This is a genomic window from Thalassomonas actiniarum (genome assembly GCF_000948975.2).
GTDB classification, from domain to species: Bacteria; Pseudomonadota; Gammaproteobacteria; order Enterobacterales; family Alteromonadaceae; genus Thalassomonas; species Thalassomonas actiniarum.
The window spans coordinates 290900-313351 of sequence record NZ_CP059735.1; the positions used below are offsets into that span (position 1 = coordinate 290900).

Annotated in this window: 20 protein-coding genes; 16 read left to right on the top strand and 4 right to left on the bottom strand. The window is 49.7% G+C overall.

Annotated elements, in window-relative coordinates; translation table 11 throughout:
- Nucleotides 1-22 precede the first annotated feature (22 nt).
- The 3 genes from SG35_RS01350 to SG35_RS01360 all read left to right on the top strand — a co-directional run bounded on the left by SG35_RS01350 (nt 23) and on the right by SG35_RS01360 (nt 2807).
- Nucleotides 23-658: a GNAT family N-acetyltransferase gene (locus SG35_RS01350; protein WP_044833685.1), complete on the top strand. Its 636-nt coding sequence runs from the start codon at nt 23-25 to the stop codon at nt 656-658.
- Nucleotides 648-1283, top strand: coding sequence for an FMN-binding negative transcriptional regulator (locus SG35_RS01355; RefSeq protein ID WP_053043142.1), 636 nt, complete (start codon nt 648-650; stop codon nt 1281-1283). Before SG35_RS01350 ends, SG35_RS01355 begins: the two co-directional genes overlap by 11 nt.
- Nucleotides 1284-1544: 261 nt before the next feature.
- A complete protein-coding gene (locus tag SG35_RS01360; RefSeq protein ID WP_044836286.1) occupies nt 1545-2807 on the top strand; it encodes an IS110 family RNA-guided transposase in 1263 nt (420 codons plus the stop codon).
- A 32-nt stretch (nt 2808-2839) separates the two neighbouring features.
- Here the strand turns inward: SG35_RS01360 and SG35_RS01365 are convergent, their stop codons facing one another.
- Nucleotides 2840-7171, bottom strand: coding sequence for a golvesin C-terminal-like domain-containing protein (locus SG35_RS01365; protein ID WP_084693047.1), 4332 nt, complete (start codon nt 7169-7171; stop codon nt 2840-2842).
- Nucleotides 7172-7452: 281 nt separating this feature from the next.
- Here SG35_RS01365 and ahpC point away from each other — a divergent pair, with 281 nt between their 5' ends.
- The gene (ahpC, locus tag SG35_RS01370) at nt 7453-8022 is read left to right on the top strand and encodes an alkyl hydroperoxide reductase subunit C (RefSeq protein WP_044836395.1); all 570 of its coding nucleotides are present in this window, start codon (nt 7453-7455) and stop codon (nt 8020-8022) included.
- Between the two features lie 113 nt (nt 8023-8135).
- The gene (ahpF, locus tag SG35_RS01375) at nt 8136-9734 is read left to right on the top strand and encodes an alkyl hydroperoxide reductase subunit F (RefSeq protein ID WP_044836394.1); all 1599 of its coding nucleotides are present in this window, start codon (nt 8136-8138) and stop codon (nt 9732-9734) included.
- A 9-nt stretch (nt 9735-9743) separates the two neighbouring features.
- On the opposite strand, the gene oxyR is transcribed toward ahpF, so the two are convergent.
- Nucleotides 9744-10655 carry a DNA-binding transcriptional regulator OxyR gene (oxyR, locus tag SG35_RS01380; RefSeq protein ID WP_053043497.1) on the bottom strand — a complete coding sequence of 304 codons (912 nt, stop codon included), beginning with the start codon at nt 10653-10655 and terminating at the stop codon, nt 9744-9746.
- A 241-nt stretch (nt 10656-10896) separates the two neighbouring features.
- Here oxyR and SG35_RS01385 point away from each other — a divergent pair, with 241 nt between their 5' ends.
- The 7 genes from SG35_RS01385 to SG35_RS01415 all read left to right on the top strand — a co-directional run bounded on the left by SG35_RS01385 (nt 10897) and on the right by SG35_RS01415 (nt 17273).
- Nucleotides 10897-12003 carry a hypothetical protein gene (locus SG35_RS01385; protein ID WP_044836393.1) on the top strand — a complete coding sequence of 369 codons (1107 nt, stop codon included), beginning with the start codon at nt 10897-10899 and terminating at the stop codon, nt 12001-12003.
- A 57-nt stretch (nt 12004-12060) separates the two neighbouring features.
- Nucleotides 12061-13500 (top strand): hypothetical protein, encoded by a 1440-nt coding sequence (locus SG35_RS01390; protein ID WP_044836392.1) that lies wholly within the window; start codon nt 12061-12063, stop codon nt 13498-13500.
- A gap of 125 nt (nt 13501-13625) precedes the next feature.
- The gene (locus tag SG35_RS01395) at nt 13626-14033 is read left to right on the top strand and encodes a hypothetical protein (RefSeq protein WP_160298420.1); all 408 of its coding nucleotides are present in this window, start codon (nt 13626-13628) and stop codon (nt 14031-14033) included.
- A 1-nt stretch (nt 14034) separates the two neighbouring features.
- The gene (locus SG35_RS01400; RefSeq protein ID WP_274055317.1) at nt 14035-14223 is read left to right on the top strand and encodes a hypothetical protein; all 189 of its coding nucleotides are present in this window, start codon (nt 14035-14037) and stop codon (nt 14221-14223) included.
- Nucleotides 14220-15800, top strand: a complete 1581-nt coding sequence (gene lnt / locus SG35_RS01405) for an apolipoprotein N-acyltransferase (RefSeq protein WP_044834008.1) — start codon at nt 14220-14222, stop codon at nt 15798-15800. Before SG35_RS01400 ends, lnt begins: the two co-directional genes overlap by 4 nt.
- On the top strand, nt 15793-16053 hold the full coding sequence (locus SG35_RS01410) for an acyl carrier protein (protein WP_044834009.1): 261 nt from the start codon (nt 15793-15795) through the stop codon (nt 16051-16053). Before lnt ends, SG35_RS01410 begins: the two co-directional genes overlap by 8 nt.
- On the top strand, nt 16053-17273 hold the full coding sequence (locus tag SG35_RS01415) for a beta-ketoacyl-[acyl-carrier-protein] synthase family protein (protein WP_044834010.1): 1221 nt from the start codon (nt 16053-16055) through the stop codon (nt 17271-17273). Before SG35_RS01410 ends, SG35_RS01415 begins: the two co-directional genes overlap by 1 nt.
- A 76-nt stretch (nt 17274-17349) precedes the next feature.
- Here the strand turns inward: SG35_RS01415 and SG35_RS01420 are convergent, their stop codons facing one another.
- Together SG35_RS01420 and SG35_RS01425 are read right to left on the bottom strand one after the other, a co-directional pair.
- Entirely contained in the window at nt 17350-18153 is an 804-nt protein-coding gene (locus SG35_RS01420; RefSeq protein ID WP_044834011.1) for a DUF2145 domain-containing protein, read from the bottom strand.
- A gap of 2 nt (nt 18154-18155) precedes the next feature.
- Complete coding sequence (locus SG35_RS01425) at nt 18156-18518, bottom strand: hypothetical protein (protein WP_044834012.1); 363 nt, start codon at nt 18516-18518, stop codon at nt 18156-18158.
- Nucleotides 18519-18644: 126 nt separating this feature from the next.
- Here SG35_RS01425 and SG35_RS01430 point away from each other — a divergent pair, with 126 nt between their 5' ends.
- The 4 genes from SG35_RS01430 (at nt 18645) to SG35_RS01445 (ending at nt 22449) form a co-directional block, all read left to right on the top strand.
- Nucleotides 18645-19376 carry a helix-turn-helix domain-containing protein gene (locus tag SG35_RS01430; RefSeq protein WP_044834013.1) on the top strand — a complete coding sequence of 244 codons (732 nt, stop codon included), beginning with the start codon at nt 18645-18647 and terminating at the stop codon, nt 19374-19376.
- A 32-nt stretch (nt 19377-19408) separates the two neighbouring features.
- On the top strand, nt 19409-20806 hold the full coding sequence (locus SG35_RS01435) for an alpha/beta hydrolase (protein ID WP_053043183.1): 1398 nt from the start codon (nt 19409-19411) through the stop codon (nt 20804-20806).
- 99 nt (nt 20807-20905) lie between these two features.
- Nucleotides 20906-21370 carry an inner membrane protein YiaA gene (gene yiaA / locus SG35_RS01440; RefSeq protein WP_044834014.1) on the top strand — a complete coding sequence of 155 codons (465 nt, stop codon included), beginning with the start codon at nt 20906-20908 and terminating at the stop codon, nt 21368-21370.
- Between the two features lie 203 nt (nt 21371-21573).
- On the top strand, nt 21574-22449 hold the full coding sequence (locus SG35_RS01445) for an ABC transporter ATP-binding protein (protein WP_044834015.1): 876 nt from the start codon (nt 21574-21576) through the stop codon (nt 22447-22449).
- Nucleotides 22450-22452 lie beyond the last annotated feature (3 nt).

Consider the following 22452-nt stretch of genomic DNA (forward strand, 5'->3'; position numbering starts at 1 on the left):
TTAGAACAAGCAGGAAGTAAAAATGACATCAGCCCAAGCAAGTTTAGCCCCTTTATCTTTTGAACCCGTCCCTGTGTGTTTACAGGGCAAAGACGTTACCCTGAGGCCATTATCGTTAGCAGATGTAGAAGGTTTTTATCAGGCGGGTAAAGATCCGGTATTGTGGCAATGGGTGCTGCCCAACCAGTGTCTGTCGCCGGATACCGCCCGCAGTTGGATAGAGCATTCGCTGCAGCAACAAAGTTTAGGGAATCATGTGCCTTTTGTGATCATTGATAACCGTAGCGGGCTGATTATCGGCTCTACCCGTTATTGTTCTATCCGCCGGGAAGACCGCAATGTGGAAATAGGCTTTACCTTTATTAACCCTAAGTTTCAGCGCTCTTATGTGAATACCCAGGCGAAATATTTATTGCTGCGCCATGCCTTTGAGCAGCTGGGAGCGATCCGGGTCGAGCTGAGAACCCATGAAAAAAATCACCAGTCCCGCACCGCCATTGCCAGGATCGGCGCCAAATTCGAAGGCATATTGCGCAACAACCGGATTTTATCCGACGGCTCTTACCGAAACAGCGCCATGTTCAGTGTAATTGAATCGGAATGGCTGGCATGTAAAGCGGCTTTGCAAGAAAAAATGGCGAAAAGCTATGATGAATAAAACGGTCTTGAATGATAACCTGGCGGACAGGGATAGCTTGCTAAAACCCCATCAGCTAACCCTGATCAAAAATAACCCCTTTGCCCGTTTGATCGTGCCCTCGCAGGCGGGAGCGCTGCCGGTGACCGCTCAGCTGCCTCTGCTGCTGGATGAGCAGCAGCAATGCCTTTATGGCCACCTGGCAAGAAATAATCCGGCGATGGCGGCTATCACCTCACAAAGCCAGGTATTGGCGCTTTTTGACGGCGGCCACCAATATATTTCTCCCCGCTGGCACCAGGAGCAAAAAGTACCGACCTGGAATTACGCCAGTTTAGAGCTTGTCTGCAAACCGGTGATGCTTACGGATGCGGAAGATAAGCTTCACCAGGTGATTGAAATGAGCCGTTTTTTTGATCCCCGCTGGCCGGTGGCAGAGATTTTGGCGCCGCAATTTTCCAAACAGCTGCAGCAGATGTTAAATGCCATTTGTGTGTTTCGGCTGGATATTTGTTCAGGCGGAGGGCGGTTTAAACTGGGGCAAAGAAAATCAAGCAATTATCACAGCACCATTGCCGTTTTTATGAAAAAACAAGGCAATGAACAACTGGCGCTGTGGCAAGCGCAGCCGCCGCAGGAATATTAAGTTTTTGAGGCATCTTATAGTTTGACCGTTTCATTTATTTATAGATTTACCTTTTCCTTAAATGGGTGGAACATGCTTCTGTTGGCTACGAATAGTGAGGCGCGAACAGACTATGTTCATAACAAGACGTTCGAGCCAACAGAAGTGACTTGTTTCAAAACGCATACTCAGGGATTTTCGTTGCACCGACTATCTATAAGACCTGCGAGAAACGAGTTTTCAGCATATTCCAGTAGTTACTTTACGCCGAGGAGGTTAGAAATGAAAGCCCCTACTGTCGATGATTTCGCTGCTTTAATTGGAATTGATTGGGCAGATCAAAAACATGATATCTGCGAGAACCCTACCGGTTCTAAAAAGTACCTTCATTCCGTTGTTTCGAGTAAGCCAGAATCCATTGATAATTGGGCTATGAACCTAAAAATACGTTATCCAAACAAGCAAGTTGCCATCGCTTGTGAACTTCAAAAAGGACCACTCATTAATGCTTTGAGCAAGTATTCTCATCTTACGATATTTCCTCTCAACCCTTCTAGCGTCGCCAAATATCGGCAAGCATTTACACCTAGTGGAGCCAAAGACGACCCTTCAGATGCTTATTTACAGGCTGAAATCTTGGCGCTTCACATGGATAAATTAACGGTAATTCAGCCAGAATCAGCAGAAATCAGAGCATTGTCACAACTTGTGGAGTATCGTCGAAAGATAGTGCAAGACCGTGTCGATTTAACAAATAAAATTACAGCAACACTAAAAAACTATTATCCACAGGTACTTGAGTGGTTTTCTGAAAAAGACACGATTATTTTTTGTGACTTTATCAAGAAATGGCCATCATTGATGCAGGCAAAGAAAGCTAAAAAACAGTCCTTACAGACTTTCTTCAATCAACATAATTCCCGATACCCGGAAGTAAATGCAACTAGAATTTCGTTAATAAAAAAGGCGACTACGCTAACCGATGATCTGGGAGTTATTGAACCTAATAAGATCTTGATTGAGATTTTAATACCCCAACTCAAAGTACTGATTAAAGGGATTGAACAGCTGGACAGTGAAATAAAGCAACGTTATAAAAAGCAAAAGGATAGGGTTATTTTTGATAGTTTCCCTGGAGCTGGGCCTCAATTAGCCCCTCGCTTACTTGCTGCATTTGGCACAAAACGTGACCGATATACTGATGCATCGGCACTTCAAAAATATGCAGGCATTGCCCCTGTTATTGAGCGCAGTGGTAAACAAAAGTGGGTACATTGGCGGTATAGTTGCCCAAAATTTTTAAGGCAGACATTTGTGGAATGGGCAGGGTTATCTGTACGCTTTTCATTTTGGGCAAAAGCTTATTATGAACAACAAAAAAGCAAAGGTAAGCCACATAATGTGATTATCAGATCACTGGCTTTCAAATGGATAAGGATCGCATTCAGGTGTTGGAAAACCCGAACACCTTACAATGAATCTATGTACCTGGAAGCTTTAAAAAGACGGGACTCACCGCTGTTAAAGTTTGCTGTTGGCGCTTAATTTTTAGTTGTGGTCCACCTCAGGGCGTGTTGTTAATTGCTGACTTTCACCAGGCGTACCGCGTCCGCGCTCGCCTGGCCATTGCTGCTGGAAACTTCTATGACATATTGCTCGCCGGCGCTGAAAGGAAATTCTCCCAATAAATTCCACTGACCACCCAGCTGGCTGTCATGCTGGTTCACTTCTACCGTGGTACTGCCTCCCTGATAAGAAACGGTATAGGGGACATTGTCTGCGCGGTTGTTATGGTAAGTCCACCAGGCATAGACCCGGTAGTTTCCGCTTGAGGTTATTTGCGGATACCAGCTGAAGGCACCGGAACTGTTGCTGTATACCGAGTTGCCCTGCCAGGGCTGGGGGCCGCTGGAAGTGGTCCAGCTGCCGGCTTTTCCGGTATTGCTGTCCAGGTTGTCGATTATTATTTCCGCCGGGGCCTGCTCCAGTACGGTTAGCTCCAGGGATACCTGGTCCGTGCCGGTTTGTTGGTCGCTGACAAAAATGTCGAAATTCCAGCTGCCGGGCTGGGTCGCTATGCCGGATATTAAACCGCTGTTATTCAGGGTTAAACCATCAGGCAGGGTGCCGGCCACTCCCCAGCTATAAGGGGGATAGCCGCCGCTGGCCGTTAATTGCACCTGATAGCTTTCGTTGACGGTAGCATCATTCAGGCTCCGGTTGTCTATGAGCAGGGGCGCGGGTTCTGAAATGGTAATACTTAGCGCTGCCGAAACCTGGGATGCCAGCTGGTCGGTGACGGTCAGGGTGAAATTAAAGGTGCCGCCTAATTGCGGGATGCCGGAGATAAAGCCGCTATCGCCGAATGTCAGGCCGTTTGGCAGCACACCGGTGATACTCCACAGGTAGGGAGGCTGGCCTCCTGCGGCGGTCAGGTTGGCCTGGTAATCTTGTCCGGGACTGCCGTCGGGGAAAAGCAAACTGGTGATGGCCAGCTCAGTGTTGTTGACCGGCACCAGTTTTACGGCATCGGCACTGGCCTGGCCATTTTCACTCGATACCTGGATATAGTTATCGTTGCCGGGGGAGAAATCAAATTCTCCCAGCAGGTACCATTGCCCTGCCAGGGCGCTGTTATTTTGCGCCGTGGTTATCACAGCCACGCCGTTATCATGGCTGACGCTGTAAGGTACGGTGGCGGAGCGGTTGCTATGATAAGTCCACCAGGCATAGACCAGATAAGAGTTTGCCTGTGTGATATCCGGTGTCCAGCGGTAGCTGGAGCCGGCGTTGTTGTAAAGGGAGCTTGTGCCCCAGGGATTGGCGCCGCTGGAATTGAGCCAGTTGCCGGTAAAGCTGGTGCCGCTGTCGCCGTTGTCGATAATGATCTCTGTGCCTGCCTGGACTTCATTGACCGCTATGCTCAGGGGAAGCTGGGCTTGCTGGCCGATATTGTCGGTGACAATAATGTCAAAATTCCATAAACCGGCGAGTAAGGGCACACCCGAAATCTGGCTATCGGTTAATATCAAGTCGGGAGGCAGGTCGCCGCTATGGCTCCAGCTGTAGGGAGGCACGCCGCCGCTGCCGGACAATAGCGCCGTATATGCCTGGCCCGTCAGGGCATCGGGTAATTGAGTCGTGTTGATTTCCAGCAAAGGTGCCGGTGTTATCTCCAGGGTAAAGTCCGCCTGACTGCTATTGCTCTGCTGATCCAGAACCTGGATGGTCAGGGGCCAGCTTCCCGATGCTAAGGGAACCCCGGTTAATATGCCTGAGCTTTCCAGGGTTAAGCCGGACGGCAAGGTACTGGTGCTGCTCCAGCTATAGGGGGCATTGCCGCCGCTGGCAGAGAAAGCGGCATGATAATTACTGCCAACCTGGCCGGTCGGCAGGGAAAAAGGCGTAACGGTTAAAGCTTGCGGCGCGGCATTGGTGACAAGTTTAATGGCATCGGCATTGGCCTGGCCGTTGCTGCTGTTTACCGAAATGTTGTAGCTGTTGCCTGCGCTGAAATCAAAGCTGCCCAGCAATATCCATTGGGAAGCCAGAGCCTGATTTTGCTGATTGACCTCTACTATGGTGTTGCCGCCGTCGTGAGCTATGGTATAGGGGACCTTGGTTGAGCGGGTGGAATAATGAGTCCACCAGGCGTATACCTGGTAACTGCCGCTTGTGGGGATATCCGCCAACCAGGAAAAACTGCCGTTACTGTTGCTGTACAATGAGTTGCTGCTCCAGGGATTTTGGCCGCCGGATACCAGCCAGGTACCTGAACTGGCGGTATTGCTGTCGTTATTATCTATGATGATCTCTATCGCTTGATTAGTCTGGCTGATCACCAGATCAAAAGTTTTACTGGTGCTGGAGACTTGATCGCTGAGCTGAATCTGGAAACTGAAATTACCGCCTGTTTCGGGTATACCCGAGAGCAGCCCTTGCGGGCTCAGGCTGAGTCCGGCAGGTAAGGGATCCAGCGCACTCCAGCTATATGGCGGCAGGCCCCCGGTTGCCGTCAGGTTTTGCTGGTAATCTTCTCCTGCGATCGCATCCGGCAGTACTTGGGTGCTAATGGCCAACGGCGGTGGATTGATCAGCTCCAGGCGCAGAGCATCAACCACAAGCGGAGATAAGCTGGCACTCAGATCTATGTTGTGGCTGTTGCCGGCAGTAAAGGAATAACTGCCGAGAGTAAACCAGTTACCGCCGCCGCTGCTTTGATCCAGCTCCACCGTGGACAGTCCCTGGGCATGATTGATATGGAAACTGGCCTGATTCGCCCCGGTTTTTTCCTGCCACCAGGCAGAAAGCCGGTAGATCCCGGAGACGGGGATTTGCAGGGTAAAACGATAGCTGCTGTCAGTGCCGGTTGAGTTTCGTTGCGAGCCGCCGTAAGCCAAAGGGGCTATTTCGCCGGAAAAAGTGCCCGAGAGCGGGGCGCCGTGATAATCATCATCCAGTATCAGGTCTACCGGCGGTAAACTACTTGCCTGCAAGGCGTTGACGGCATCGACGAGGTTAATTCTGGGTTTGATAAAACCCGAGCCGGGTAAGGTGATGTCGACGCCGGTTAAGGTCAGGGCCGCCAGGCGCTGCTCCATGCCGGATGCCGGTTCGGCCTGTGCCAGCAGGGCGAAAGCCCCGGCGACATGAGGCGCTGCCATCGAAGTACCGCTCTTGTTTTGGTAGCCGCCGGGCACAGAAGAAATGATACCGGACCCCGGAGCGACTAACGGCAGCCAGGAAGCGGCATTGCTGAAGCCGGATAAGTTATCGCTGTCTGTGCTCGAGCCCGTGCTGATGGCGCTGGAGATACATCCCGGGCTGTTCAATGCGGTGTTGTTGCCGTCGTTACCGGCACTGATCACTGTGGCAATACCGGCGGTGCGCAATAAATCGATAATGTTTTTGGTGCTGGTGTTGGCGGCATCACAGGTGAACATACGGTTATAGCTGCCGCCCCCCAGGCTCAGGTTTGCCGCTGCAATGGTAAAGTTGTTTCTCTGGGAATAGACATATTCCAGGCCGGCGATAATATCACTGGTGTAGGCAAGAATGCAGGGGGTGGTGCTGGCCGAGCCGCACATACCTGAGTCGTCAAAGCGTGAGAAAACCTGGACCGCAATTAAGTCGGCGTCTTTTGCTACCCCGTCACTGGGAGCGCCGTTGCCGCTGCTGTTGCCGACGGCGATACCGGCAACATGGGTGCCGTGATCACAGCGGCTGACGGAGCAGGGGGCTGCCGATCCCGGGGCATAAATATCACTGAAGGGGCATACCGAGGTGGCGGAGTGTGGGGCATAAGTGGAAGAAAAGCAGGCTTCCGCCACGACCTTGCCGGATAAAAAATCATGACCGGCATCCACGCCGGTGTCGAGAATGGCCAGGGTTTGGTTATTGCCAGTAATACCGGCATTATGCAGGGTATTCGCGCCAATTACAGGCATGGATGAACTCAGCAAGGGGCTGAGTAAACGGTCTTCTTCCACCGAAAGGATCTGCGGATGGGACAATAGCTCTTTGAAGCCCGAAGCGTCCACTTCCATGACCACCAGCGGCAGTACCTTGGTTTTAGCAAGATAGCGGCTGTGTGGATTTTTCAGGGAGCGGGCGAATCTTTGCTGCTGTACATCCAGGCTGAGTTTTTGTTTGCTGCTACTGTCAGTGCTTTGCTGCTTTAACCGGGCGATCACCCTGATGCGCCTGGTGTCGGTGAGTTTTTTCTTCAGCCTGCGCTCTTCTCGCGCAGATATCAGCTGCGGGTGTTGGTTTTGTTGCTCTACCTTAATACCTGTTTGTGGTTGCAGTGGCTGCGTTAGTAGCGAGGGGGAGAAAAGCAACAGGCACAGGCCTGATAATAAGCAAAAGAGGAAAAGTGAAAATGGCCATAACCTGTGTAAGTTACGCATTTTGATGTCCGGCTGTTAATGAATAATTATTGGTGCTGGCACTCGTCCTAAGTAGAAAGCTTAAGGTTAATTATAGTTGATGATTATTGATAAGCCCGGAAGCAGGCATGGGATTATGCCATTTGATAGGTAAAACCTATCGATATGATAAATACTATCGATTATCTTTGTTTTTCTCCTGCCCGTATGATGAACCCAGATTTCAGAACAGCTGCTTCTACACAACAGAACTAGCACAAGACAATTTTTCAGCATCATTTTTAACATATTGGAGAGAGCACATGACGCAATCAATTATCAACACTAAACTTCTTCCTTTCAAAGCCACGGCTTTTCAAAACGGTGATTTTATCGATGTCAGCGAAGCAGACCTGTTAGGCAAGTGGTCAGTGGTATTTTTCTACCCGGCTGACTTTACCTTTGTTTGTCCGACCGAGTTAGGCGATATGGCGGATCATTACGAGCAGCTTAAAAACATGGGGGTTGAAGTTTACTCGGTTTCTACCGACACCCATTTCACCCACAAGGCCTGGCATGATACGTCCGATACTATCGGCAAAATCCAGTTCCCTATGATCGGCGATCCGACCGGCACTATCACACGTAACTTTAATGTGATGATCGAAGAAGAAGGCCTGGCACTGCGCGGTACTTTCGTGATTAACCCTGAAGGTGAAATCAAGGTTGCAGAGATTAACGATTTAGGTATCGGCCGCTCTGCCAAAGAGTTGGTTCGCAAAATCCAGGCAGCACAATATGTAGCCGAACATGACGGTGAAGTTTGTCCGGCGGCCTGGCAGCCGGGTGAAGAAACCCTGGCCCCTTCATTAGATTTAGTCGGTAAAATCTAAGGCCGGTCCCGATTAAGCATGCCCCGACTGGGGCATGCTTGCCACTTTCCTCATTCCTTTCATTGTCTAAGGGCAGACAAGGTTATTGCCAATTTTTTAGCAGGTAGCATCAGATGTTAGATCCACAAATTAAACAGCAGTTACAAACGTATTTACAACACCTGAAATCCCCGGTTGAACTGGCGGTATTTCTCGACAGCAGCGATAAAGCAAAAGAGCTTGATACCCTGGTCAGGGAAATTGCAGCCATGTCGCCTTTGGTTGAGGTGATAACCTTAACGGATGAAGGGGAAAGAGCGCCTTCTTTATTGGTACGCTCTAAAGCAAAACAAACCAGCATACGTTTTGCCGGTGTGCCCATGGGGCACGAATTTACTTCCCTGGTGCTGGCCTTGCTGCACAGCGGTGATCATCCGATAAAACTGGAAGCGGAGGTGATCGAACAAATTCGTCAATTGCCGGGGCAATATCAGTTTGAAACCTATGTTTCCCTCAGCTGCCAGAACTGCCCGGACGTGGTGCAGGCGCTGAATATGATGGCGGCGATTAATCCCGCCATCAGCAACGTGATGATCGACGGCGCCCTGTTCCCGACCGAGGTCAGCGAGCGTAATATTATGGCGGTGCCTTCGGTGTATTTAAACGGTGAGCTGTTTGCTCAGGGGCGCATTAGCTTAACGGAAATTTTAAACAAGCTCGACAGCAAATCGGGAGAGCGCCAGGCACAAGCCATCAATGACAAAGAAGCCTTTGACCTTCTGGTGGTCGGCGGTGGTCCGGCAGGTGCTTCTGCTGCCATCTACGGCGCCCGTAAAGGCATAAAAACCGGTATTGTCGCCGACAGCTTCGGCGGTCAGGTTATGGATACCATGGCGATAGAAAATTTCATTTCCGTCAAAGGCACCCAGGGTCCCAAGCTGGTGGCCAGCCTGGAAGAACATGTCCGTGATTATGATGTTGATATCATGGACAACCAAAAAGCCAGGCAGGTGCAGGCGGCAGATCAGCCCGGCGGCAATATAACTATTGAGCTGGAAAACGGTGCCAAGTTACAAACCAAAGCCTTGTTGCTGGCCACCGGTGCCCGCTGGCGGGAAATGAATGTGCCCGGCGAACAGGAATATAGAGGTAAAGGAGTGGCCTACTGCCCCCATTGCGACGGCCCTTTATTTAAAGGTAAAGCCGTGGCGGTGATCGGCGGCGGTAATTCCGGCATTGAAGCCGCCATCGATCTGGCGGGTATTGTCAGCAAGGTGACGGTACTGGAATTTGACAGCAAACTCAGGGCGGATGAGGTGCTGCAGCAAAAAGCACGCTCTATGGGCAATATTGACATTATCCTGAATGCACGGACCACAAAAGTGACCGGCGACGGGGAAAAAGTCAGTGGCTTAAATTACACCTGCGGCAGCAGCGGCGAGGCAAAACAGTTAGATGTCGCGGGGATTTTTGTGCAAATCGGCTTAGTGCCCAACAGTCAGTTTTTGCCAGAGGAGTTGGCACTGAATAACCGTGGTGAAATCATTACTGGCAGCGGCGGCCAAACTAACTTACCCGGCGTGTATGCCGCGGGTGATGTCACCGACAGCGCCTATAAGCAAATTATCATTGCCATGGGCAGCGGCGCCACGGCGGCTTTGGGAGCCTTTGATTATCTGATGCGGGTACCGCAGCCGGAATTAACGGCAATCGTTGAAGAAGACGCCGCATAAGCGGCATCTTTAATCTTCAGACTGGTTAAAAAGCCCGTCGACCGAGGCGCGGATCGAGCCGACCACCTCCCGGATACAGGCCAGCCGCGAATAACCGGGACGAACCAGCAAAGAGATCAGCCTCACCGGCGGCGGTGTGGTAAAAGGGATATAACGTATGGCATTACCCGGCACCTGGTTAAGGGTTGCCAGCTGGGGTAACAGGGTAATGCCCATATTGCTGGTCACCATGTGGCGCAGGGTCTCTAAGCTGGTGGCTTTAAATCTGTGATCTTCATTGGCGCCGGCGGTAAAGCAGTAACCCAGTGCCTGATCCCTTAAACAATGGCCGTCCTCAAGGGTCAGGATTTGCTGATCTTTAAGGTCATTCAGCACCAGGGATTTTTTATCCGCCAGGGCATGCTGGGGAGAGCAGGCCAAGACCAGCGGCTCTTCAAACAGATCATAACGTTCGAATTTATCCATATCATCAAGCCAGGGTAATACCAGTACATCCAGTTTTCCTTCATCCAGCGCCTGGAGCAAATGCCGGGTTTTATCTTCATGCAGGAAAAAATTGATCTTCGGCAGACGGCTATTGAGTCCCGCCATGATATGGGGCAAAACATAAGGCGCCAGCGTCGGGATCAGCCCCAGGTGCAAATCACCGGATAAAGGATCGAGCAAGGCTTGGGCGGACTCTTCAAAGGCGCTGGCGGCCCTGAGTACTTTACGTGCCTCTAACACCAGCTGCTCACCTGCCGGTGTCAGCATCACCTGGCGGGTTTGCCGCTCCACTAACTGTAAACCCAGTTGCTGCTCCAGTTTGATGATCTGGCCGCTCAGGGTGGGCTGGCTGACAAAACAGGATTGTGCCGCCCGGCCAAAGTGGCGGAAATTATCAATTGCATCCAGGTATTGCAGGTCTCTGAGTTTAATCATAGTTAGCAACTATAACATTTAAATTTTTAAGTGGTATTTTCAATAATATAAAGCTTTACCGCGTCAAATCAAGAGGCCGGACCTCTAACTACAGGGGTTTTCGTATTTTAACGCCTGGCTGGTATTGTGTTTATGTTAAGTTGTTGTTACTTTTTGTGAGGATGTGTTGGCATTTTGCTGCTAAAAAAGTTTTAACTTATTTATTTTAAAGTAAATATTACTGCTAGTTGGAGGAAGACAGATGAATTGGACTTATGCTGGGAAAATCACCATCATGATGTTCATTTGCCTGCTTTGTTCCTGTTCGGGCGAGTACCGGCAAGCAATAAAGGCATATGAGCAGGCCCGGGCAGATAATCAGCTGCAGCCCCTGGTGCAGGCATTAAAAACCCTGTCCAGGCTGGATCCCGAACAGTACCAGCAACAATTTTCCCTTGCCAGCCAGGCACAACAGCAATATCAGCAAGCGCAGGCATCATTGGCTCAGGGGGATTACCTGGCGGCATACCTGGCCAGTCATGCTTCCTATCGTGCTTTGACCACAGAAACGAATAAAGCGCTTTTGATTGCCAGCGGCAAAGCGCTGGTGCCGCTGATGAGGGCCCAGGGGGAAATCAAGCGCTCTTATCTGGCTTTGCCTGAATCTATGGGGGAAATGTTGCAGGCTTATGCCAGCCGGGAGGTTGAAAATTGGCAGCAGCTTGCCCTTAATACCCTGCTGGGACAATTAACCCGGGGTATACTGGCGCTGGAAAATGCCGTCAAGATCATCCATGAGCATAAGCTCGAGGCACTGGACCCGGCAATATCCTCCTGGTCAACCGGTATCAATAGCCGCCTGGCGCTACTTACCGGGGTAAGAGATTATCTGGTGGGGGAAGTGCGTTACCTCAGTGCGAGCAAATTGCTGGAGCTGAATTTGGTATTAGCCAAAGAAAGCGCTTCGCTATTGTCTTATGTGCGTGATGAGGTGGCGCAAAAGACCTTGTATCCTGTTTTTTTCAAAGCGCAACAAAAGTACCGGCCTTATGGCGAGTTGCTGGAAAATGTTTCTCTGGCCCTGTCACTCAGCCAAAGGGATATACACGCTCCCTGGTATCAGCATTGGCAGGCCCTGGCTGACGAGGTACTCCAACAGCAGCAGCCTTTTTCCCGTTATCCGCAACTTGCCGACAAGCGAAGCCGGCAAATCAAAGCATTAATCGCCAAAAATAAACGGCAGGCGCCCGAATGGGGAGTCGGCCTTGCAGATATTACCAGTTTTAACCATGAATACCCGAAGATCAGCGAACTTGTTGACAAACTTAACCAAGATAAGACACTTTTATACTTAGGCAGTCCGGGCTGATGTCCCGGCTGCTTAAGGTGTAAGCGATATTTAATACAATAATAACAAGGAAATATCATGAAAAAGGCTTTTTACCGGCCATTCACCCTGATGTTGGGGCTTTTGCTGCCGCCGGCGATTGTGTCCGCCCAGGAAACAGAAGGTTTGCCGCCTATTCTGGAATACTATCCGGATTGTGCTTATCAAGTCGTGAAAACCTTCAGTGCTAAAAAGCAAACGCGCCATCAGCATTCGCAAGAGCACCTTGACTGGATTTTAAAAAGGCTGCGGCGGGAAGCACAGGAGGCGGGCGCCGATGCCCTGATCCTGACGGATAAAAAGGTGCAGCAAGCAGGTCATCAAGCCGTTAATCACGGCCGTAAGCAGTTTCCGTTTTCTGTTGCCATTAAAGCCGAGTTGATTCGCAACTGCGAGTCTAAAGGCAGCGGTGAGTTAACAGCGACTAAGATCGACGGTGAGGGCAGAAGAAGGTTAAGCACAAAACTGCAGACAGTGAAGATGGAAAAGAAAAGCATGCAATTTTCTTTTGCTCAAAAACGCCTGAACCATCCAAAAATCCTCAATAGCGGCATATCCCTGTCCGGGGTTTACGGTGTAAATATTGGTAGCAGCTACCAGCAGGTACGGGAGCTTTTTGGTGATCCCAGCGTGGAGTTAAGGGCGCATCAGGATGAAGTTGTCCTTGGCTATGGCCGCCGTCATTGGCTGCACTTTCAATCGGGGCGCCTGGTAAAGGTGCAAAGCGATTCGCCGCTGTTATCTACCGAGGTCTTGAATGAAATTCCCTTACGGGATTTTTTCGATGATTTTGCCTGGAAGCTAGAAGATAAGGCCGGTTATAAAGCCCCGTTACGGCAGGTTAAAGAGAGCCTGAAGATCACCGGATCTTTAGATAAAAAAAATCAGCTGACTATCCGGGGGGAAAGTAATACCCTGATCTTGGATTTTCTCAGCAACAAAAATGGCCAGACATCAGCAAAAAGTTATAGCTTAAAAGGTTTTGCTTTACAGGAAAATGGCTATCGGGCACAGGCGTCGGGCTTATTAGAACAGCAGCAAGGACAATACCAGGCCATTGCCGATATTTATGCGAAATTGAAGCAGGCACAAGAGCCAGAGCCGGAGATCAGTTGGCACTGGCTCAGTACCCGCTTGGGGGAACCCGCAGGCAGTATTATTCTGTCGGTAGACTCACGGCTGAATATTTATAACCAGCATTTGCTGGTGACGATAAAAGATCTGGAATTAACCTCGGTTGCTTTTATCGAGCAAGCCTTTTTGTCGGATAAGCTTGGAAAAAACCAGGTGAAACCCTGGCATTTGGGAAGCTTTAAACAGGGGGCAAGGCTTGAACAACTCAGGGCATATTTTCCCGATGATGCTTTTGAGCTGGGGGATGAAGTCGAGATCACGGCGGATAACTATAGCCTGAGTTTATTGTTCAGTGAGCTTGATGGTGAGCCGGCATTGTATGAAGCGAAAATGAAGTTATATTGATGTCGCAATATTGCCGTAAGGATAACATAGCGGTTAATGGTGTTATCCTGTGTCATTTTTTCCCGCGGTTTTTAGGCTGGGTGCTGGTATTGCAATTATTGGTTTGGCAGGCCGGGCAGCTGCCTGTGATTGCCGCTGCTATCGAGCAGGCTATTGCCACTTTTTCCGGTGAACTTTACCGTTTGTTTTTTGGTGACATTTTAATTGCTGCTAATCGTTTGAGCCATGAGGGCAGCGGGGCTTATGTGGTGGTCGATCAGCAATGTACGGCATTGGCGCTGGTGGCAACGGTTTGGGCGGGGATTTTTTCCCTGCCTCATGCGTGGAAGAAAAAAATAATGATGGCGTTCATTGCCATGGTTATAATACAGCTGGAAAATGCTTTTAGAATTATGCATTTGTATTATGAAATAGGAAAAATGGTCAACCGGTTTGAGTTTTATCATTTGTATTTCTGGCAATTGATAAATTTTTTAACTGCTATCAGTGTTTTCTTTTTTTTAGACAAAGTTTTTCAAAAAAAGGAACTTTAACTTGTTTGGCCGTAAACTGATTTTCGTGTTTTTCCCCCTGTTATGCTTATCTGCCGGCGTTTATGCCGGAGGTGGCGGGGGAGGCGGCGGTGGTATTGCCGAAGGTGCCAGTGTGCCTGTGTTACATCCGCTTTTATATCTGTTGTTGGTGCTGGGCATGGCCTGGTACCTGAAAAAAACGAAAAAATGATCCCTGTTGCCGGGCGCACCCCGGTCGCGGCATTTCCCGTCAGGCAAAAGCAGTTGTTTGATCTGTTGCTGCTGTTATCTACCGTGTTGTTATTTTATCTGGCGTTTCCCGGTGGCGGTATTGCTGTGCTTGCCTGGTTTGCCATTATCCCGGTCATTATTGCCCTGGATAAAAGTCACAAAAGATATGCCTTTATGCTGGGATTGCTTGCCGCCACCCTTGGCTGGATGGTGAGTATCTGGTGGGCGGTAGAGGGGATCGCCAGGATAAGCGCTATTCCGGCGAACCTGGTGGTGCCGGTGATTTTTATCTATTGCCTGTACTCGGCGCTGCCCTATGCCCTGGTGACCTGGCTCCATAGCCGCTGCCGCTGGGGACGTTCCATTTCCGGGGCCATCAAGTCTGCGCTCGCACTGACGGTGTTAGTCAATTTTGTACCGCAACTGCTGCCGGGCAATCTTGCCCATGCCTTATATTTAACGCCGTTGCAGATTCAGCTGGCGGATATCGGCGGTGTGCCCCTGGTCTTTTTTGTCGTGCACTGTGTTAATTTTTTACTGGCTGCCGGGTTGTTGCTGTGGCGCAGTCAAAGGCGAAAAAGTCTCGGTTGTTTTATATTGGCGGCGGCGATTTTCCTGGTTAATTTGGGTTATGGGGTTATCAAGTCCGAAAGGGTTGCCGATAAGGTTGCCCGGGCGGATACCAGTTTGACCCTGGCCATGATACAACCCAATTTTGATATTTCCCTGCGCACACGGGAGGCCTGGTTACAAAACCGCGAGGGAGTATGGGCCTTGATGCAGGAAGCGGCAAAGCAAGAGCCAATTGATCTTATGGTGATCCCCGAACTGCCGGTACCGCTTTCTTATAAAAATTATCTTGAAGATCAAAGGTTTTTTGATGAAATTGACAGGGAGGGGGATTTGCTGCTGACGGCGATTCAGGGGCTTGAAGATAACATGAAAAGCGATCCCGGGTATTTTAATACCATGGAACTTGTCAGCGGGCAGCAGGTTAACCATCAGTATTTTAAACAGAAGCTGTTACCCTTGGGGGAATATTTACCTTTTGAGCAAGAGTTGCCGTTTTTACGCACCTGGTTTCCCGGGGCCGCCAACTATCAGTCCGGGCAGGAGTTTCAGTTATTGCCGCTGGCTTTGGATAAGGGCAAGGTGAATATCCTGCCCCTGATCTGTTACGAGGCGGTGTTTAGTGATTTTGTCGGCGCCGGGGTCGGGCTTGGCGGTAACTTACTGGTCAATACCGTTAATGATGCCTGGTTTGGCCAAAGCCCGGGGGGCAAGGTGCATCTTGCTTTGTCGTTGTTTCGGGCGGTGGAATATCGCCTGCCTTTAGTACGCGCCACCAATACCGGCATCACGGCGATTATTGACCCCGGGGGGAAGATAATACCCGAGTCACAAATAATACCTTATCAAGCCGGGTTTTCGGTGACTGAGGTTAAAGTTGCCAACATCGGCAGCTTCTATCAGGCCAACCCGGATGTTTTTAAATATATTTGTTTGTTGTTTTTGGGTTATGCCCTGATAACGGGAATGAGAAAAAAGAATGCGTGAAATTAAACAAGAGCTGGAGACCATCTTAAGGGAATACACAGCCGCAGAGCTAAAGTCCTTGTCCGGGGATGAAAACCTGGCGGATATCGGAATCGACTCCCTGTCGCTGGTGGAGATCATTTTTGATATTGAAGAGCAGTTTGATATCAAGGTTCCCCATGAAGCCGAGCTGGAACAGCGGGGATTTTCCCTTGATTCCCTGGCGGACTTACTGCATTTAGTCACTTGCCTGTATCAGGAGCGGCAAAGCTGATGGCTGCCAGGATAGTGGTGACCGGCCTGGGTTGCATTTCCGGGGCCGGCAAAAATGTCGGTGAATTTAATCGCAGTATTTTCAGCGACGGGCCAAACAAGAGCATTTTACCCATTTCGTTGTTTAGCCCGGACAAGCATATGACGAAAATTGCCGCCGAGGTAAAAAACTATGCGCCCGGAGATTTTTTTTCCGCTGCCGAGCTCAAACAATATGACAGGTTCAGTCAGTTTGCCCTGCTATCGGCGGATGAAGCCATTACAGATGCCGGTCTGGCATTTGATGATAACTTAAGCAAACGTACCTGTGTCGTTCACGGCACCAGTATCGGCGGGCAGGAAACCATAGAAAACGCCTATCGGCAATTTTACCGGGAAGGCCAGAAAAGACCCCATCCCTATACCGTACCTAAACTATTACCCAGCGCCGCCGGCAGTTTTATTTCGATGAAATACGGTATTAAAGGGCCGGCATTTGCTACCGCCTCTGCCTGCGCTTCTTCCGGGCATGCCATCGCCATGGCGGTGTTGATGCTGCGCTCAAATATGGCGGAAGTGGCAATCGCCGGCGGGGCGGAAGCCTGTATCACCAAAGGAAATTTTCAGGCCTGGGAAGGATTGCGGGTATTGTCGCCGGATAGTTGCCGGCCGTTTTCAGCCAAGCGCAGCGGCCTGGTGATAGGGGAAGGCGGGGCGACTTTGGTGTTGGAAACACTCGACCATGCCCTAGCCAGAGAAGCGAGCATTTATGCTGAACTTACCGGCATAGGCATGAGTTCGGATGCCCACAATATAGTGCAGCCACTGGCGGAAGGGGCGGAAATGGCGATGCAGGCGGCGTTGGCGGATGCCGGCATTCATGGTGAAGACATCCAATATATTAATGCCCACGGCTCAGGCACAGTGCAGAACGACAGGGTAGAAACCCGGGCAATACATAATGTTTTCGGCGGCCATGCGGGATCATTAAAGATCTCCTCTACCAAGTCGGTACACGGTCATGTCTTGGGGGCCGGTGGTGCGCTGGAAAGCATAGCCGCAATATTGGCGTTAAAGCAGCAAAGGATCCCCGCCACGAAAAACTATCTGGCGCCAGACAGTGAATGCGATCTCGATTATGTCCCTAATGTCAGTTGCCAGGCGGAAATAGGCCAGGTGATGAGCAACTCCTTTGCTTTTGGCGGATTAAATACTTCGCTGATTTTTAAACGTTTTACTTGAATAAACTGAGTGAGTGGCTCAGGGAGCCCGGCTTGTATGCTGGTCAAAGCCGGGGCTCTGCTATTAACCTGAAAATTTATAATAACTCCCCGCTACTGCCATCGCTGTTAAAGACGGCCATATGTTGAACCAGATCATTTTCCTGCAGATAGCGCCCTATGGTGCTGAATGTGGTGGTGATGATTTTACCCTGGTGATCCCGGGTGGCGACATCATCCATAAAAATACTGCCTAACATCAGTTTCAACGGATTGCTGCGGATCCTCTGCCCTTTAAAATGCGCCTTGGCATTTGCTTTTAGCTGCTTCACGTCTGTGGTTTGGTATATCGAAGCATTGATAATATCCAGGGTATGCTCGGTACAGTTTTGCAGCTCGTTGTTGTATGGGCTGGCAATGACCGAATAAGCCGGGTTATGCACTGCTTTATTTTTGCCGCTGCTGATGGCGGCGATGATCCTTTGCTGCAAATCCGGGGTCGGAATAATAATGCCGGCGGTTAATTCATTAACGCCCCAGAAAAAATCCACCGGATAATCCACCACTAATGAGCTGACATCGGGTTTTCCCGCCTCCTGGTACAAGTTGTGGATGGCATAACCGTTCACTGTGCCGCCGTCTTTGAGGGTGATTGCCGAATATACCGCAATGGCGGTATGGGTAAATTTAATGCCTTTGGGCAGGTCTTTTTTCGGCCTGCCGATACGGCCAATAATAAATGCCCTGGCGCCCTGTGCGGCGGCATATTTTTCAACCTTCTTGGCAAATTCTGTGATTTCCCCGGGGGCAAATCTGGCTTTGCTTCCCGCCTGGCTGCCGGCAAAAACCAGGGAGCTGGTTGCCAGGCCAAGTAAAGCGATTAACTGGAGTATACGGTTCATGATTAATGCTCCTGTTTGATCTCAATCGTGGTTTGTCTGTTTGTTTGCATCGCCTGGTTGGGGGCCGGGTCTGCGGTGATGGTTACTTCGGTCACGGTCAGGGGTTTTGGCTTAGTGGCGCTGTCTATCAGGGCACTGCCGCCGGCCGCACTGGCAACCCCGGCGCTGCCGACAACAAGTAAAGGCACAGCCACTGCCGCGCTGGCAACCTTGGCACTGGACGCTGCACCGTGGGATACGGCTAAGGCGGAATGTTTACCGGCCTTGCTGGTGTGCTGTGCTGAGTCGCGGGCATTAACTTGTGTGCTGGTCAGGGCAAGGGTCAGGGCAATGGTTGTCGTAAAAAAGCTTGTCAGTAATTTCATTATCTTTTCCTGTTGTCTTTAGAAAACTCGTTAACTGGCAACAAAGATAAAGATGAGGATAATCAATGTAAACGAACTTGATTCATGTATACTGCTGCTGGACTAAAAGTATAGAAATAATAAACTATGAGCCAGATTAAGCAGATCAGCAGCACCTTAAAAAAATTATTACGACAGCAAAATATCACCTATAAAGAAATTGCCCGGCACTTATCCATGAGTGAAGCCAATATCAAACGTATTTTTTCCACCCATAGTTTTTCTTTGGAAAGGCTGGAGGAGATATGCAATATCATCAATATCAGTTTGTCGGATTTATTTTTAATCGCACAAAAGCAACAGGATCAGTTAACCCAGCTGACGATAGAGCAGGAACAGCAGCTGGTATCGGATACCAAGCTTTTTTTGGTCGCTGTGTGTGTACGTGATGCCTGGCCGTTTCGGGAAATTATCCGCCATTACCAGATAACCGAGCTTGAATGTATCCGTTTGCTGGCCAGGCTGGATAAATTAAAAATGATCCAGCTATTGCCAAATAATGAATATAAGCTGTTAATCGCCCAGGATTTTCGCTGGATACCCGACGGGCCGTTAGAGCAATATATGGCCAGAGAAGTCATTTCCCAGTTTATGGCTTCGGGTTTTAACAGCGAGCATAGCTTTCGTTTTTATTTGCGCGGCACCTACTCCCAATCTTCCATTGAAATCATCCAAAGGAAACTTAACCAGCTGACCAAGGAAGCGGCGCTGCTGAACCAGGAGGATGCCAAGTTATCCCTGGACAGCCGGGAACATATAGGTTTGTTGGTGGCCATGAGGCCGTGGGAGCTCTCCCGTTTTGCCCAAATGCGTAAATAAGCTTAATAATAACAATCGATAAGAGAAGTAAGATGTTTCAAAGGATAATAAACCGGCTGTTTGTTTGCCTGATTTTTGTGTTGGCATATAACCCGTTGGTATTGGCGGCGGATAAAGCCGGTAACTGTATGGCCATAAATCAGGACTACACCGCTATCCAGCAAATGATCGACGATGGCCGTTACCGTTATAGCCGGGCGGTATCCGCGCAGCAATTGCCTGAATTTTCCTATCAAGACGGTCAGGAGTTTTCCCTGTATCTTAAGTATGCCGCTAAGCTTGTCGAAAGTGCCAACCCCCAGGCGCAGCTGCCATGCCCCGTGCTCACCGATACCTATAAGTTGCTGGCGCAGCAAAACAACTGGTCCGCTACCCCGGTGGTGAGCCAGCTGGTGGCACCGTTTGAGCTCAGGCAGGAAAAAACGGCGAAAGCCATCTTGTTGATCCACGGATTAACGGATTCGCCTTTTATGTTTCATGATCTGGCTAATTTCTATTACCGGCAGGGATTTAGCGTCAGGACCTTATTATTGCCGGGCCACGGCACCGCCGCCTCGGATCTGCTCGAGGTGGAATTGGCGCAATGGCAGCAGGCGGCCGGTTATGGCATCACCCGTATGTTAAAAGATTTTGATCAGGTCTACCTGGGGGGCTTTTCCACCGGAGGGGCGCTGATTTTAGATTACCTGCAGCGGCAACAGGCGCCGGATGAAAAGATCAAGGGGGTGTTTATGTGGTCTCCTGCCTCCAAAGCCTATAGCGAGCTGGCCTGGCTGGCGCAATATCTGGATTATGTGCCTATGCTCGACTGGCTGGATCTTGATGCCGATATTGATTTTGCCAAATATGAGTCGTTTCCCTATAACGCCGCCGCCCAGGTGAACCGCCTGATGCAGGGCTTGTCCAAGGCAAAGCCAAAGTCTCAAAACAGAGTTTATGATATTCCGCTGTTTGTGGTGGCGAGTGAACATGACCGTACCATAGATACCCGGGCAACTTTGGATATTATCGGCTCGTGGCAGCAGGACAGCAAGCATAAAGCCGTCGCCGATACCCTGATGTATTTTGGCGACAGGAAAAAAGCGCTGGATGTGCTGCCGGCTTCGGTGAATATAGTCGTGCCAGAATGCGGTCAAAACCAGCTCTGCCAGGGGATTGCTGATATTGCCCATACCGCGCCCACTAATGCGCCGGACAACCCCCATTACGGGTTGGCGGGGTTATACCGCAACTGCAGCCATTATTTGGCTGATATTGAAAGCTATCGCTTATGTAAAACCGGCAAGCAGGTGATCCTGGGGGAAAAAACCGAAGAAAACCTTAATAAAACACTTCCCCTGCAGCGGTTAACCTTTAATCCTTATTATTATCAGATGCTGGATTTGATGCGCGAATTTATGGCGGAAACATCCTCAGGTATAGGAAAGTGATACTTAAGGTGACTATATTTCAACTTTTTTCATAAAGGTTTACCCCGGGTAGGCTTTGTTCCATAGTGTGGCCATCAAATGAAATGAGGAAACCACATAATGGAATCAACAAAAACTACATCTGGACACACAGTCACACCTACCCGCTCTTTTGTCTTGGCATCCATTGCCGCCCTGGCCATCGGCGCCGGGGCTTATGTCTTAGGCCTGTTCAATGCAGCAATGGCATTAAACGAAAAAGGCTATTATTTGATCATCTTACTTTACGGTCTGTTTTCCATGGTTTCGTTGCAAAAGTCGGTGCGGGACCAGAAAGAGGGCATCGCCACCTCGGCGATCTATGTGAATTTATGCTGGCTTTCATCCGCCATTGCCATAGCTCTGCTGGTGATCGGTTTGTATAACGCCGAGTTAATGCTGAGCGAGAAAGGCTTTTATGCCATGGCCTATACCTTAAGTTTATTTGCCGCCGTGGTGGTGCAAAAAAATACCCGGGACAGCAAAGCCGCAGACGAAAATATCGATATCAGCGATGAGGTTATCCAATCTGAGGCTGCCCAGTAAAGCCTCTTTCAAATCTCGCTGTCTAAAAACATTTCCATCCTTAGCAGGCAGTCCAAGGGCTGCCTGCTACATTTATTTACATTATTGTCTGGCAATGGGTTTTACATAAAATTAACAATGGATTAGGGTTAAGGGAATAATAAATGATGGCCTTATTTCATTTATTCAAAAAACAATAATTAAAATCAATAAGAGGAATAATGATGTTATCCATAAAAGGTTTATCGAAAACGTACGACAATGGCGTTAAAGCCCTCGATAACGTAGTCCTGGATATCCCCAAAGGCATGTTTGGTCTGCTAGGTCCCAACGGCGCAGGCAAGTCTTCCCTGATGCGCACCATAGCCACCTTACAAAATGCCGATGCCGGTTCGATTTTCTTTGATGACGTCGATGTCTTTAATGATCCCCAGGCATTAAGGCAGCGTTTAGGTTATCTGCCCCAGGACTTTGGGGTTTACCCCCGTATCGGCGCTTATGATCTGCTGGATCATCTTGCCATTTTAAAAGGTATTCAAAACAAGGGAGAGCGCAAAGAGGCGGTGGAAGGTTTGCTGGCGCAAACCAATTTATATCAGCACAAGAAAAAAGCCGTCAGCGGCTTTTCCGGCGGCATGCGGCAGCGCTTTGGTATTGCCCAGGCATTATTGGGAGATCCGGATTTACTCATTGTTGATGAGCCCACGGCGGGCTTAGATCCGGAAGAGCGTAACCGTTTCCATAACTTGCTGGTGAGCCTGGGGGAAGAAAAAGTCATTATCCTCTCGACCCATATCGTTGAGGATGTCTCCGAGCTTTGTCCCAATATGGCGGTGCTGGCCTCGGGTAAAATTATCCTCGAGGGTAATCCGGTATTGCTGACGGAAAAAGTGAAAGGGCAAATCTGGCGTAAAGCGGTCTCGCAACAGGAGGCGTTGGCAATAGAGCAAGAGCTGACGGTGATCTCAAAACGCCTGTTTGCCGGACAAACCATTATCCATGTGATGGCAGAGCAGGCGCCGGAAGGTTTTGAAGTTGCCCCTGCCAATCTCGAAGATGTCTATTTCTCTACCTTGAACCAGCACCGCCGCGTCGCTTAAGGA

What these genes read in the sequence shown, in the direction of transcription:
- SG35_RS01350 (WP_044833685.1), top strand. Translation starts at nt 23, where the DNA reads ATGACATCAGCCCAAGCAAGTTTAGCCCCTTTATCTTTTGAACCCGTC.
- SG35_RS01430 (WP_044834013.1), top strand. Translation starts at nt 18,645, where the DNA reads ATGAGCCAGATTAAGCAGATCAGCAGCACCTTAAAAAAATTATTACGA.
- SG35_RS01365 (WP_084693047.1), bottom strand. Translation starts at nt 7,171, where the DNA reads ATGCGTAACTTACACAGGTTATGGCCATTTTCACTTTTCCTCTTTTGC.
- SG35_RS01435 (WP_053043183.1), top strand. Translation starts at nt 19,409, where the DNA reads ATGTTTCAAAGGATAATAAACCGGCTGTTTGTTTGCCTGATTTTTGTG.
- SG35_RS01420 (WP_044834011.1), bottom strand. Translation starts at nt 18,153, where the DNA reads ATGAACCGTATACTCCAGTTAATCGCTTTACTTGGCCTGGCAACCAGC.
- SG35_RS01410 (WP_044834009.1), top strand. Translation starts at nt 15,793, where the DNA reads ATGCGTGAAATTAAACAAGAGCTGGAGACCATCTTAAGGGAATACACA.
- SG35_RS01390 (WP_044836392.1), top strand. Translation starts at nt 12,061, where the DNA reads ATGAAAAAGGCTTTTTACCGGCCATTCACCCTGATGTTGGGGCTTTTG.
- SG35_RS01415 (WP_044834010.1), top strand. Translation starts at nt 16,053, where the DNA reads ATGGCTGCCAGGATAGTGGTGACCGGCCTGGGTTGCATTTCCGGGGCC.
- SG35_RS01385 (WP_044836393.1), top strand. Translation starts at nt 10,897, where the DNA reads ATGAATTGGACTTATGCTGGGAAAATCACCATCATGATGTTCATTTGC.
- SG35_RS01355 (WP_053043142.1), top strand. Translation starts at nt 648, where the DNA reads ATGATGAATAAAACGGTCTTGAATGATAACCTGGCGGACAGGGATAGC.
- SG35_RS01360 (WP_044836286.1), top strand. Translation starts at nt 1,545, where the DNA reads ATGAAAGCCCCTACTGTCGATGATTTCGCTGCTTTAATTGGAATTGAT.
- lnt (WP_044834008.1), top strand. Translation starts at nt 14,220, where the DNA reads ATGATCCCTGTTGCCGGGCGCACCCCGGTCGCGGCATTTCCCGTCAGG.
- ahpC (WP_044836395.1), top strand. Translation starts at nt 7,453, where the DNA reads ATGACGCAATCAATTATCAACACTAAACTTCTTCCTTTCAAAGCCACG.
- ahpF (WP_044836394.1), top strand. Translation starts at nt 8,136, where the DNA reads ATGTTAGATCCACAAATTAAACAGCAGTTACAAACGTATTTACAACAC.
- oxyR (WP_053043497.1), bottom strand. Translation starts at nt 10,655, where the DNA reads ATGATTAAACTCAGAGACCTGCAATACCTGGATGCAATTGATAATTTC.
- yiaA (WP_044834014.1), top strand. Translation starts at nt 20,906, where the DNA reads ATGGAATCAACAAAAACTACATCTGGACACACAGTCACACCTACCCGC.
- SG35_RS01425 (WP_044834012.1), bottom strand. Translation starts at nt 18,518, where the DNA reads ATGAAATTACTGACAAGCTTTTTTACGACAACCATTGCCCTGACCCTT.
- SG35_RS01445 (WP_044834015.1), top strand. Translation starts at nt 21,574, where the DNA reads ATGTTATCCATAAAAGGTTTATCGAAAACGTACGACAATGGCGTTAAA.